The 13,297-nt window shown below is 44.5% G+C and carries 9 protein-coding genes; 7 read left to right on the forward strand and 2 right to left on the reverse strand.

Annotated elements, in window-relative coordinates:
• The first annotated feature begins 81 nt into the window (after positions 1–81).
• Together AAA938_RS09985 and AAA938_RS09990 are read left to right on the forward strand one after the other, a co-directional pair.
• Positions 82–3,555: a hypothetical protein gene (locus AAA938_RS09985; RefSeq protein ID WP_338228580.1), complete on the forward strand. Its 3,474-nt coding sequence runs from the start codon at positions 82–84 to the stop codon at positions 3,553–3,555.
• 69 nt (positions 3,556–3,624) lie between these two features.
• Positions 3,625–4,815: a tetratricopeptide repeat protein gene (locus AAA938_RS09990; protein WP_338228581.1), complete on the forward strand. Its 1,191-nt coding sequence runs from the start codon at positions 3,625–3,627 to the stop codon at positions 4,813–4,815.
• 1 nt (position 4,816) lies between these two features.
• Here the strand turns inward: AAA938_RS09990 and AAA938_RS09995 are convergent, their stop codons facing one another.
• Both AAA938_RS09995 and rbfA read right to left on the reverse strand, forming a co-directional pair.
• Positions 4,817–6,043 carry an FtsX-like permease family protein gene (locus AAA938_RS09995; protein WP_338228582.1) on the reverse strand — a complete coding sequence of 409 codons (1,227 nt, stop codon included), beginning with the start codon at positions 6,041–6,043 and terminating at the stop codon, positions 4,817–4,819.
• Between the two features lie 11 nt (positions 6,044–6,054).
• Positions 6,055–6,435 (reverse strand): 30S ribosome-binding factor RbfA, encoded by a 381-nt coding sequence (rbfA, locus tag AAA938_RS10000; protein ID WP_338228583.1) that lies wholly within the window; start codon positions 6,433–6,435, stop codon positions 6,055–6,057.
• A gap of 86 nt (positions 6,436–6,521) precedes the next feature.
• Between rbfA and AAA938_RS10005 the strand changes: the two genes are divergently transcribed.
• From AAA938_RS10005 to AAA938_RS10025, 5 genes are all read left to right on the forward strand, one after another.
• Entirely contained in the window at positions 6,522–7,916 is a 1,395-nt protein-coding gene (locus AAA938_RS10005; RefSeq protein WP_338228584.1) for a hypothetical protein, read from the forward strand.
• Between the two features lie 84 nt (positions 7,917–8,000).
• A complete protein-coding gene (locus tag AAA938_RS10010; RefSeq protein WP_338228585.1) occupies positions 8,001–9,371 on the forward strand; it encodes a tetratricopeptide repeat protein in 1,371 nt (456 codons plus the stop codon).
• 441 nt (positions 9,372–9,812) lie between these two features.
• Complete coding sequence (locus AAA938_RS10015) at positions 9,813–10,421, forward strand: Pvc16 family protein (RefSeq protein ID WP_338228586.1); 609 nt, start codon at positions 9,813–9,815, stop codon at positions 10,419–10,421.
• A complete protein-coding gene (locus AAA938_RS10020) occupies positions 10,418–11,548 on the forward strand; it encodes a hypothetical protein (RefSeq protein ID WP_338228588.1) in 1,131 nt (376 codons plus the stop codon). Before AAA938_RS10015 ends, AAA938_RS10020 begins: the two co-directional genes overlap by 4 nt.
• 14 nt (positions 11,549–11,562) lie before the next feature.
• On the forward strand, positions 11,563–13,284 hold the full coding sequence (locus AAA938_RS10025) for a phage tail sheath family protein (protein ID WP_338228589.1): 1,722 nt from the start codon (positions 11,563–11,565) through the stop codon (positions 13,282–13,284).
• The last annotated feature ends 13 nt before the right edge of the window (positions 13,285–13,297 follow it).

The following is a 13,297-nucleotide window of genomic DNA, read 5'->3' on the forward strand; positions in this document are numbered from 1 at the left end:
GGGCAGGTACTGTTTGCCGGAGATTGGACAGCTTATTGAAGCTTTTTCTAAGCTGGATTTAATGTAAAACCCGATCATCAGATGAAACTGAGAACTTTTAAAATCTGGCTTTTTTTGCTTCCATTGGTGGGAGTTTTAGGAGTCCTTCTTTTTGTCCAATCCACCAACAACCGGGAGGAACTGGAGCAACAGCACATTCGGAGCATTGCCTCCCTGAGCAAGGATATTCCGGCTGCTTTGGCAGACTATCTGGTTCGTGTGGACACCTACATTCTGAGGAAAGCATTTGGTGAGCTTGAAGGAGATTTGGGTCAAAATGCCCGAGATGTGCAGGCCTATTTGTCGGGCTTTGAACCAGAAATCCTTTCTCTTCGGTTTGTCGAAAAGTCGAATTTGCCAGCAGAAACTTTTGAAATTCAAAAAACAAACGTAAGGATACGGAATCGGCCCATTCAAGTCCGGAAAGAGCTTTTAGCCAAATTCAATCAGGCCATCACCTCCAAAAGCTTTATCTCAGGAAATCCTCAAAGTGGAGAGAATATCTTACTTATCGATTTGGATGTACCTATCCGGGAGCTATTCCGAAAGCTGGAGAAAAATGATTACACCTTTCAGCAGTTTTTCCTTACCGATGCCAAAGGAATTATCCTCTATCCTAAAGAGGAAGAAGGCTCTCAGATTTTTGATCCCAAGTCCGGGGCAAAGGCTGACTCCTTGGTCAGCTACAAATCCGGAATTTCCATCCAAAACATCAATTACAATCAGAGCGTCTATCGGGCCTATAGCCAAAGCATCAATCTCGACCCTCTCCAGCTTTATTTTGTGGGGATCTATGACGATGCCTATTTTCAAAAGGTAGGACTGAGAATCAATTACAACCTACTCAGTATCCTGCTTTTTACTCTGGTGGTCCTTATTGCGTCTTTGCCCATCCTCACCCTGGTCAATCTGGGCAAAGGTGACAAGCTTTCTCAGTCCCGAATTATCCAAGTGGGTATCTCTCTGATGGCTTTGGCAGTGGTGATCGGGTTTTCTCTTTCTTTTACCAAAAACCGTATCATCCCGGTTGATACCCTTCATCGGGAAATCCAACAGGCGGTAAGGGAATTTGGCACCAAAATCTCCCACTATGATTCCCTTCTGGAAAAATGGGATGGAGAAAAACCTCTGACTCCCAATCAGGTCAATGAATACATCCTTATTGATTCTAAAAATGGCTTCGTCCGGAATATTCTTTTCGTAGGGAATAGCAATACACCTGCGCTTCAGGTAAAATTTGATGAAGGCATCTCTTTCATCGATCTAAAAGATCGGGCCTATGTGAATTACTTCAATACTGAGGGAGATTCCTCCCGATTTATCAGCTCTCATTACAGCCGGGGAAGTGGTGACTTGGAGTCGGTGATCTCGCATCAAATTGAAAATGGCTTGGTCAAGGCAATCACCTATACCCCCGGGCTTAGTGAGGTACTGCGAGAGGATTTTCGGATTTTACTGGTCAAAGATGACGGTTCTCTATTGTACAAAACCGAAAAGGTGGAATCCTCGATTTCCAATTTGGAAGAGTCAGTCAGTCAGGATAAATGGAGGGAAATCCAGAGCCTGATGCTCAACAACCGGGAAATCTCCCAAACTATCCAATTGGAAAGCCCCATCTACCTCAATGGCCACCATTACACTGCCCTGCTCAGCAGAGTGGAAAATGAAAACTTTGATCACTCCCTTTGGAGTATTTTCATGGTCAATACCAACCTTTACCATGTCTTCTCCGCACTTACCTCACTGGAAGGCATCCTCTTCATTCTGGGATATTTCCTGTTTCTGCTCGGTACACTGCTACTTCAGCAGGCCGTCCGGAAAAATGAAAATCGACAAGGGTTTAAGTCCTTCCTTTTTGACTGGCTAGTCCCCACCAAAAACCGGCAGGGAAAACTGTTTTTCCTGATGATTTTTTATTTCGGACAGTTTCTGGTCATTCTGGGAATCCTTGTAGCTATTGATCTCAATCATCTCCAGACACTTTTCCTTCTTATTTTCTCTACCCTGCAGATATCCTTTGCCAACTTGCTGATGGCAAAGCTGGAAAATGTCCGAAAAAAAGACATTCCCAGAGAGATGACTGCCATTTTCCTGCTGGGAATCACGCTATTGCTGTTTTCCTTGGGAATCAATCCCGAAACCGGCCGAGCCATGGGAATCCTTTCAATCTATGGCTTGATTTTTTCGATCCTTGGATTTAAAACGATCAAATATGATTTTTTGAAATTCGAAAAAATCGGTTCCCAAAATCAACTCTCTTTATATCTCCTGGTCTGGTTTTTCATGATTGGGTTCTTTCCCGGATATCTCATTCAATCGAAAACACAAAAATTTGAGCAGGTTATCTGGAACAGTCAATCTCGATCCAATCCCATCATCCACGGTGGCGGTTTTGAAATCTACGAAAAGGCACGCCGCAGCATGATGGTGGCCCTGACTGACCCTTTTGACCCCAAAATCCAGAACTTCATTGCTCCCGATCAATCCTTGGTAAAAGCGGCTTGGGAAGGTCAGCCTTTCCGTCTTACCAGCAATTGGATTCCTTTTTTCTTCTTTGGAATACTTCTGATACTCACTTTTTTCATCATTCGCTGGATTCAAGACTCGATTTTCTTCGATTTCAATCCCCATTTTTCCCAAAAACCCATCCATACTGGCCCTTTCAACTACATCTGCTGCATCAATACCGATCAAATATCAGATGAGATCTACAGTGCCCATACCAGGAAGTTGGACTTCCAGTTTGAACCTTTACCCAAAGAGGAGGAAATCGGAGAAAGTGAATCCTTTCTTTTTCTTCATGTCCACTGCCTGGATGACCTGATGGGACTGGCAAAAATCCTGGGGAAAATCAAGAAAATGGGCGGTACTGTCACCATCTACTCCGGTACCTTGTGGAAGCAGCTCTATGCATCTCTGCAGTCAGACCGGGAAAAAACGGTTTTTTCAGAAGCCTTCTCCGATTTCAATTTCAGTGTCGAGGAAATCCATGACCCTTATTCCCTAGGCCTTGACTCAGAGAAGAACAGTCTAACGCAAGTGAAGTTGAAAAAAGCCTTCTATGCCAATATTTGGTCGGAATTGAGCCTGGAGGAGAAGCTGGTGTGCTACTATTATGCAGAGGCAGGCTTCTTTAATCCTGCTGCGGAAAGCACACTAATGGACCTAGCTCAAAAGGGCATCATCAAGGAAAATCCGGAATCCAAGGAGGAAGGGGGATGGAGAGAATGGCGTTTATTCAGTCGCGTTTTCAGGCAATTCATCCTTTCCAACACGAGCAAAGAAGAGGTTCAGCTTTTTGAGGATTACGAGAAGAAAAACGGCAATGTAACGGTAGTCCGTACTGCAGCCATCAGTTTTGTTTTGATTTGTATCGCGATGGTAGGGATTTTTGACCGGGCCTTTTTCAATGAAGCCTACGCCTATCTCACGGGAGGATTGGGAATCTTGGGTACCCTCTACTCCATGTTTAATCAGGGCATTTCGGGGCTTCTGAAAGGAAAACCCAAACCATAGACGGAATTATTTGATGAATTGCTAGGGCAAAGACCTTCCGGAAATTAGTTTAGTCGAAAAGTTTCTCTCATGAAGTCATTCTACTTTCTTCTGATTTTGGTATTTGCCTTCTTTTCATTTTCTGCAAAAGCACAACAGCCCTCTTCTCTGGATCTAGGGCTCTATGCTTTCGAAAACGAGGAATGGACTAATGCTGCCAAAGCTTTTTCAGATTGGCTAAGAGCTCACCCCAATGATTCCCAAGCCTTTTGGTTCAAAGCTCAGGCCGAGGAATATGGAGGAAATCTGGAAGCAGCCCTGACAGACTACAGCAGTTTGTTGACTCTTGAACCCGAAAACGCAGAGGCCTACTTCGCCAGAGGACGCGTACGATATCAGCTTAAGCAATACAACGAGGCCCTTGATGATTTTGAGGACTTTTTGCTGAACCCGGCAGGGGAGACCAACCGGATTTTGTTCAAAATCGCCCCAGGCGATCAAGGGGTTTCCGAGGTGACCACGGCCCAGTCTTTTACCCCAGATTTAGCCTATTTTCATATGGGACTCTGTGCCATAGAGCTGAAAAATTATGAATTGGCCTTGAGCTACCTCGATTTGGCAATCGAAGAAAACCCAAGGAAAGCGGATTACTTTGCAGAGCAGGGAAGAGCGCTTTCGAGATTAGGAGAAAATATGGCCGCCATCGATGCCTATCAGAAGGCATTGGACTTAGATCCTGACCACAAGATCGCCAGACAAGGCCTCGCTGCCACACAAAACGGAGGAGATGCCATCCTCATCGAGGAGTTAAATGAACTGATTGCCAAGGGCTCAGCGAATTACCAAACTTATAAGCAGAGGGGATTTTTCCGGATGAACCATCAGGATATGGAAGGGGCATTATCGGATTTTTCAGAATCCATAAAAATGAATGTTGAAGACCCGGAATCCTATTTCTATCGGGCTTGGACCTACAAAAATCTGAAACGATTTGATAAAGCCGAAGAAGATTACTCAGCAGCTATCGCTCTGGAGCCCCAAAACCCAGGCTACTTTCTCGCCCGCGGGCAAGCACGATACCAAAACGGAAAGGCCGAGGAAGCCTTGGCAGACTTTACACTTGCGAGCAGCCTAGACCCTGAGGACTCAAATCTCCACTACCACAAAGGAATAGCCCTCCACAGGTTGGGAAAAACGAAAGAAGCTTGTCAAGAATGGAAGATTGCAGCAGATGGGGACTTAGCGCCTGCTTTGGATGCCATCAAAAAAGCCTGTCAGTAGTTTAGAGCTCTTGGACAGGTCTGACTCTCGATGCCAGGATAGCCGGTCTCCAAGAAGCCAATAGGGTAATTCCAATCACCGTAAGCCCTATCCACACCAAATCTGTACCCACGATCCGCACCGGATAGGCATCTACCACTGCCGAGGAAATCCCCAAACTGACCAATCCAAACTCCTGCTGAGCCCAAACCAGACCTATTCCCAAAACCAATCCCAATAATGCCCCGCTTAGTGCAATCAAAGCTCCCTGTTTGAGGAAAATTCTTTTGATCAACTTCTCAGAGGCACCCATAGCCTGAAGCACCGCGATGTCCTTTTTCTTTTCTATGGCAAGCATACTCAGAGAAAAGAAAATATTGAAGGAAGCAATGGCTAAAACAAAGGAAAGGGTGAGAAAGACAAAGAGCTTCTCGAGCTTGACTGTCCGGATCAGAGTGGCATGCTGCTCGTCTGTATTTTTGACGAGAAAATCCGGTCCAAGATGGGTTTTAAGGGCTTTTTGGACAGAAGAGACCGAATACCCATCCGCGACTTTGATTTCCAAAGAGGTTCTTTTTTGACCATAGTTGAGCAAGTCCCGGACAAAATTCAAAGGAGCAATCACATACTCGTCATCAAAACGCTGCTCAATACTGAAAAAGGCCTTGGGCTCCAGGACTGCTGAGTTGTACAACTGGGAAGGATCTATACTGGCAGCTGAGCGAGGTGCCTTGGGGTAGTAGACTTTCAGGATGGAGTTAGGCGCATCCAGATTTACAGAAAGAAAGAATCCAACTCCTCTTCCCAAAATAGCAGCAGGTCTCAGGTCTGTACCCAAAGTAGTATCCCCCCAAAAGTAGCCATTGGAAAATCTTCCCTGCTCGAGGAAATTCGGAGAAACACCCTTGATCCTAGCTACAAGTTGATTTTGATTGTATTCGACGAGGGCATTGTCTTCGATCACCTCGGTCAGGACAGCTACTCCTTCCAAGTTTTGAATGCTTTGCAGCCATTCTTCCTTTGCCAAGAAGCTTTTGCCTCGGGCAGGCTCAATTTTCAGCTCGGCATCAAAGCTGGCAAAAAGGCTGCGAATCAAATCCTCCAAACCATTGAACACCGACATGACGACTACCAAAGCAATCGTCCCCACAGCTACTCCAATCATGGAAATGATGGACAGAACCGTGATGAAATTCCGCTTTTTTTTGCTGCGAAAGTACCGAAGAGCAATAAAGCTGCTGGTGTTCAAGGCGCTTGGGATTAATCTTCCTCTTCTTCTTCCTCCTCAGGTGCAGGAGGAATATTGAGACCTGAGATGATTTTGTCCATATGCTGCGCATAGCTGGCAGAATCGTCCGGGAAGAAGGCCAATTCAGGGATGATTCTTACCGATTTGCCAATGCGCTTACCGAGGTGGTGTCTGATTTCCTTTTTGTGATCATTGATCAGGTCAAAGGCTTGGTTTTTATCGGCTAGCAAAAAACTCAGGTTGACTTTGGCAAAGCCCAAATCAGGACTCACTTCCACTCGTGTTACAGTCACCATAGTGCGCCCGATGAGGTGACGGGCTTCTTTTTGAAAAATCTCACCCAATTCCTTTTGGATCAGTTTGGCGTATTTTTTTTGTCTTTGGCTTTCCATCAGAAGTATTTATGGTACAAATTTAGCGAAATACTTGGGCATGCTTTAATTTCGGGGCAAAACCCAATCCAACTCAACCCAACACCTTGCTTAGATTTTTTAAAGTCAACGATCCATTTCGCCTCATTGGGGTAGCCTTATACCTATTGGTGTTTTCGGTAGTTTATCTGGTTTTGTTTCCTTTCCCGATTACAGAACCCCTTCTTCAGTGGATGGTTTTGGGGGAGCGATTGGGAGAGGGCTTTTACTTATACAAAGATGTAGTAGACGATACGGGACCCTTATCCTCTGCCTTCTTTTTGGCAATGGACTTCCTTTTTGGAAGAAGTCCTCTGGCCTATGCGATTCTGGGAAGAGTATTGATTCTCATTCAGCTGACCTACTGGAATTTTACCTTGATCCGCTACCGAGTATTTGATGAAAACACTTACCTGCCGGCAATAATCATGGCGGCTTTGTTTCACTTTTCCTTTGATATGCTCACGCTATCCCCTGCTTTGCTTGGGAGTACTTTTTTGATTTTGGCCCTCAGCCAGCTCTTTTCTCAGACAGTCCTCCAAAAGGAAACCTCCGAGTCTACTTTGTTGATTGGGATTTATGGCGGTATTGCTACGGGTTTTCATTTGAATTTTGGGTTGATTTTACCCTACATGATCTTTACCGGGTTGTTGATTTCAGGATTTTCCTTTCGGCAGCTAATCTTGTCAATTGTTGGATTTTTCCTACCGATCCTGCTGATCTTGGTATTTTACTTTTGGAATGACAGCCTTCAGGATGCTTTGGAGATCCTTCCTCTAGTTTTTACCTATGATGGATTTTCTTACCAGTCGGTTTACAGTTGGCTGATTTTGGGAGCATTTCCGGTACTTCTTGCCCTTTTTGGGTATTTTCTGGGGACTTTTCAGCGGGGGTCTACAATCAATCAGCAAAAGCAAAGACAGGTAATTATCACTTGGATGCTCTTTGGAGCTTTGGTTTTCTTTTTTGTCAAAAAACAGGCAGGATTTGAGCTTTTGATTTTTCTGCCAGGATTCACCTACCTCATCACCCAGTTTTTCCTTTATGTGAGAAAAAGCTGGATTGCTGGCATGACTTTTACCCTATTAATTTTGGGCTTGCCTTTGGGAGCGCTTTTTTATTGGAAAAATCAAACTCAAAGCAATGAGATCTACTTCGTGACCAATAACCCCGGAAATACCACTGAGAACAAAAAGATCATGGTTTTGGGGCCGGAGATGGATCTGTATCTGGAAAATCAGCTTGGGGGTCCATTTTTAAACTACCATCTCTCACAAGCCTACCTGGCGAAAGAAAAAGATCTGGAAGGAAAATCCAGACTGTATTCCAAGGTTTTCCTACAAAAACCAGAGTTAATTTTTGATTCAGAAGGCGAATTCAAAAAGCTTTTGCTGGAATTTCCGGCTCTTCAGTCTCTGTACTCAGAGAAATCACCGGGAATTTTCCAGAGAGCAAACTTTTAAATTTTTGACTTTCAGGCTTTTCAAGCTTAAATTCAGGGAAGATTCTTTTCTTCTTTCTTGGATTTAAACTTAACCTGCTTTTTTATGAATTCTATTTTTGAATTGCTGGATACTTTGGACCCTTCCGAAAAAACCAAGCTGCTCAAGCTCAGTGCGGTCAAAAACTCGATTCAATCCAAAAAATACCAATTACTCAAAGCCTATATCCAATCTCCAAACCAAGAGGATAAGGAGTATTGCAGGAGGCTTTATTCCACTGAATCCAAGGCGGCATTTATCCAACTTAAGAAAAGGGTAAAAGAAGATATCTATGAAATGATCCCCTGCCTGGGGTCTAGCCTGAAAATAAACGGAGAAGTACAGGAAAGAATCGCCTGCACCAACCTCCTGCTTCAAAGTCAGCATTTATTGTCCCGAGGCTTGGAAAAAGCCGGGTCCAAAACCCTTGAAAAAAGTCTAAAAACTGCTGTAGAAGCTGATCTTCCTGACTTGATTTTGTGTGTTTTTGATACGGCTAGGAGATTTGGGATAGAGGGAGTGATCCAATCCAAGGATTTGCCTCAGCTGGAATTGATCATAAAAAGCCATCTCCAGATTTTGGTAAACAGACATTTGGAGCAAACCAAACCCCAATCCTTCCAAAATGCAGAATTGGGATTAGTCCTCAAACACCTGAATACAGAACAAAAACAATGGGAATACTTATCCATGATACGCAAGGCGCTTTCCAACAAAGACCTTGAAAAAGCAGTGGATCTGAGAAAAGAATCTGCTGAACTCTTTGAGGAAAACAAAATCTCTGAAGAAATCAACCAAGAGTTTGCCCTCATCCAACAACAAATCCTGATCCACACCGGAAGATTCAAAGAAGTCATCCAGCACTACAAATCACTGGACTACTCCCGGTTTTTAAACCCCGAAAACAGACTAGAACACATCCAATACCAATGGCTGGCACTCTATTATCTAGGCCGGCTGGATGAAGCGCAAGCGCTGCTAAAGAAGTCACTGAGCAAATTCAATCCCGAATTGAACTCCAAGTGGAAATACTGGGAAGCTTGTCTGCATTTTAGAATGAAATCCTTCAAGTCTGCACTAAAGCTCATTCACGATTGCCAGCCTCAACTCAAGTATTCCCCAAATTTTTATTTGGGATCCAAAATGCTGGAATTGATGATTCTTTTTGATCAAAATGACCTGGACTGGCTGGATTACAAAATTGAAAACCTGCGAAAACTGATTTCAAGATGGACAGGTAAAATCAATCCCAGAATAGAAGGTGGGTTCAAATTATTTTCAAAAATCCAGAGAAAAACCCTGGAGGATCCGGCAAACCAGATTTTTGGAAATGAAGAAATGACCAATCTGGTCCAGGCAAGAGGAAGGTATTTTTGGGACCCCACTGATTTTGAGCTGGTCCGGTTTGATTCTTGGATCGAAAATAGACTTGTATAGAAAGCAGCAGGATTCTTCTTTTTCAGCTCAAATCCTGAACATCCTTTGAAAAAAGTGAATGGATCTGGAAAACGAAATCCAGGCACTTCCCAGAATCAGGGTCAAAATGGCTTAGCCATTTGGTCTATTAATTTCTGTTTCTACAAAAGGAAAAGTTAATCCCTTTAAAATAGGAAGACTATCAATAAACTTAAGTAACAATAAAAATTAAGTAAAAGGGAAAAATCCTCAATTATTGGAATTAGGCAAGATTTTTTTGCCTTTTTTCAAAAGAACAGATGTCACATTAAAGTTTTCAAAGATAGGCTATTTAATTGATTTAAAGCACTTTACAAATTTTCATTTTTTAGGAATACAGTTAAAAACAGATTTTTTTTTCCTGTTAATTGGCTCTTGATCTCGCTAGCTTTTTTGAGTTTTTCCAGCATTAAATTTTTACCAATGATTCATTCTGCCTTGGAATTTTTGACCCAAGAGCTTAACGCCTTTATCAAGCTCAAGGTCGGCGACCCGATCACCAATCGGGTAGTCCTGTCCAGTGTGACCAATGAGCAGGGAATTGCCATTCCGGACCAGTCACTCGGCTTGTCTTTGATCAATATTGAGGAGGAACGGACGATTAAGGACCAACAAAACCGATTCATCAATGCGGTAGGAAAGGTGGAAAAGCGCAATCCGGACATCCAGTTGAATCTTTACGTGCTGATCACGGCCAATTTCCAAAACCGATTGCCCAACAACTCCTCAGATGACTATGTCGAAGGGCTCAAGCAGCTGAGTTATGCGGTAGCGTTTTTTCAGAGCAAAAATGTTTTTACACAGGAAAACAGCCCGAGTTTGGCCGGTTTTGATGGGGATTTGAAAAAAATATTCGTAGAACTCTACAGCTATTCCTTTGAGCAGCTGTACAACTTCTGGTCGGTAGTAGGGGCCAAATATCTCCCCAGCGTACTGTATAAGGTGAGAACCATCCGTGTCCAGGAAAACGCGATCCAGCAGAGCGGTGATCCGATAGAAAAAATCTACCTCGAATCCAGACACAAGCTATGAATATCCTCTACTCCCGTCTTTTTGAACTCCAGCTTCTGCATGACTTTTTTGCGGACGGGATAGCCCAGTCCCTAAGTCTGAGTCCGGATACTTCCACTCAAAATTTGCTGAAAAGCGGCAGAATGCTCCTCCGTTCCATCCCAAAAGGGGTGATTGCCTTGTATAGGGCCGAGGAGAATCTCAGTGACCCAGAAGTTCGCCTTCAGGTTCCCTGCAGATTCCGCTTTTTCGTCAGCAGTTCCAATTCGGGATTTCTCCACACGATTACAGACTGGAATACCCCTCAAAAGGACTTCAAAACAGGCTCTTTTTTCCATTTCAAAAATATCCCTGCCAACGCTTCAACCAATCCTGCCTCCCCGGAGACCTTAGGATTTCAGATTCTCGATGGGCTAAGGCCAAAAGAATTATTGGAACAAATAAGGATTGCTTCTCAGCCTACATCTGTGCTATTCAGAGTGCGGGACGAAGCAGGAAATCAAATTTCATCAGGGAAGGATCAATCGGGAAATCCTCTTCCTCTGGATTTGCTTCTTTCTCCGGATGATTTGGGGGTGTTTTCGCTGAGACTGAACGTGAATGAAAAAGCTGACGGCATATATTCCCTTGAGCTCAGAAATCAAGCAGATACAGAGACCCTCTATTCCAAAAGCTACTTTTTATCCAGCGATGCCATTGGCAACACTGCCTTGGGAATAATAGAAATCAGCTATGTGGCCAGTCCGGCACACCTGTATGGTCCGATGGACTATTTCGCAGTTCGGCTGAAAAGGAAATCTACCCGATGGACCTACATCATTGTCAATCAGAATAAAAAGCTCAATCTGGGGACGAATCAACTTTCCATAAGAGATAAAGGAAATCCCCCAGGCTCACCTTATGGGGTGTATACCTTTCAGCAAGATGGAGGTGCTCCACACCCTGATATCCAAGTCAACAATGCAGAGACCGTCATATTCAAGTCTCAGGTACCGATCCCTTTTTTCGAAAATCCAAAACTAAATCTGGAATTAAGAAGAACTCCTGGAAATCGGGTATTGTATGCCAATCTCCCCAACCCTCTCCGAAATGGGATTGCAAAAATCAACGGAGGAGAGGCTTTCAGTGAAATTTTCGTCTTTATCTAAACCTTTCTTTCCCCATGGCAGAATTCAAAACTCCCGGAGTGTACATCAAAGAAATCTCCACCCTTCCTGCCTCTGTGGTTCCGGTGGCTACAGCTATTCCGGCCTTTGTGGGCTACACCGCCAAGGCTGAAAAAAACGGAATTACCATTCCTGCCAATAAGCCAACCCGGATTTCATCTTACCTCGAATTCCAGGAAATCTTCGGGGATGCTTTTCCCGAAAAATACCAAATCACCATCAATCCCGACGGTACCTTTACCATACCGGCTCTCGCAAGTCCCTCTCCCTATTTGATGACCTATCAGGTCTACATGTACTTCAATAATGGAGGAGGACCCTGTTGGATTGTATCCACGGGTATTCATGACCTTACACCGGATTCCAATTCCTTAGATGTGAACGAACTGATCGCTGGGATTCGAGCCCTGGAGGAGGAAGATGAGCCCACTCTGCTTTTAGTGCCTGAATCGGTGATTTTGGGAGCTACAGACAGAAAATCCCTGCATGATCAGATGCTGGCCCAATGTGCCAAACTTCAGGATCGATTTGCCCTTTTTGATGCCCTGCTGGATACTGGAATGTCCGTTGCCGAAAACGGCAATCAGTTCCGGGCCGAAGTGGGAAGCTCAAATCTAAGCTATGGTGCTGCCTATTTTCCTTCGCTGAGAACTATCCTTTACAGGAATTTCAAAGAAAATGAACTGACGATCATTGACAACAGGACCGGCCCGGGTTTGGGTCCTTTTCACGGATTGACTCTCGCCGAGATCGGAGCAGGTCAAAAATTTGCTACCGGGACCATTCGAATTACAGATTTCGATGTGATAGACGGAGACAGCTTTGAGATAGGTGGCGATACTTATCTGGAAGGAAGTGAATTCAACAAGGATACGAGCAACATCACCACAGCGGGAAGCCTGACTACCGCCATCAATACTCCTCCCAAAGCACGCTACGGAGCCACTAGAGAAGGAGGCTCCAATCTGATCACCGTCACCGCCAAAATCGAAGGCGAGGCAGGAGGTGATTTGACCCTAGTCTATACAGACAATGCAGGAGGTGGTGCTACAGTATCAGGCTCAGGCTCCCTCACTTGGGTGGCCCCGGATAAAGCTCTATACAACGCCATCATGGCCGATCTCAAATCCCGATTGGTCGACCTCTATCCTTCAGCATCTATGGCTGGAGTCTTTGCCCGGGTAGACAGTCAGCGTGGGGTATGGAAGGCCCCTGCCAATGAAGAAATTCGATCCATTAGCAGACCTGCCTTGGCAGTAAGTAGTGAAGAACAGGGTCTTTTGAATGTAGATGCCACCTCAGGAAAATCCATCAATGTCATTCGCTTTTTTCAAGGCAGGGGCAATCTGGTCTGGGGTGCGAGAACGCTCGCTGGAAACGACAACGAATGGAGGTATATCCCTGTGAGAAGGCTTTACCTCTTTGTCGAGGAATCCATCAAAAAAGCCACCGAGTTTGTGGTTTTTGAGCCCAATGATGCCAATACCTGGCTGAGGGTCAAGACCATGTGCGAAAACTTTCTTTCCAGCCTCTGGAGAGAAGGTGCATTGGCTGGGGCAAAACCTGAGCAGGCATTTTTTGTAAACGTAGGCCTCGGCAAAACCATGACGGCCCTGGACATTCTCGAAGGCAGAATGAATGTAGAAATAGGTCTTGCTGCGGTAAGGCCTGCGGAATTCATCATTCTGAAGTTTTCTCACAAGCTTCAGGAATCTTAGTCTCAACTTCACT

The sequence above is a fragment of the Algoriphagus taiwanensis genome (assembly GCF_036245645.1).
GTDB classification, from domain to species: Bacteria; Bacteroidota; Bacteroidia; order Cytophagales; family Cyclobacteriaceae; genus Algoriphagus; species Algoriphagus taiwanensis.

Coding starts and splice junctions, on each gene's coding strand:
- AAA938_RS09990 (WP_338228581.1), top strand. CDS start 3,625: ATGAAGTCATTCTACTTTCTTCTGATTTTGGTATTTGCCTTCTTTTCA.
- AAA938_RS10010 (WP_338228585.1), top strand. CDS start 8,001: ATGAATTCTATTTTTGAATTGCTGGATACTTTGGACCCTTCCGAAAAA.
- AAA938_RS10020 (WP_338228588.1), top strand. CDS start 10,418: ATGAATATCCTCTACTCCCGTCTTTTTGAACTCCAGCTTCTGCATGAC.
- rbfA (WP_338228583.1), bottom strand. CDS start 6,435: ATGGAAAGCCAAAGACAAAAAAAATACGCCAAACTGATCCAAAAGGAA.
- AAA938_RS09985 (WP_338228580.1), top strand. CDS start 82: ATGAAACTGAGAACTTTTAAAATCTGGCTTTTTTTGCTTCCATTGGTG.
- AAA938_RS10015 (WP_338228586.1), top strand. CDS start 9,813: ATGATTCATTCTGCCTTGGAATTTTTGACCCAAGAGCTTAACGCCTTT.
- AAA938_RS10025 (WP_338228589.1), top strand. CDS start 11,563: ATGGCAGAATTCAAAACTCCCGGAGTGTACATCAAAGAAATCTCCACC.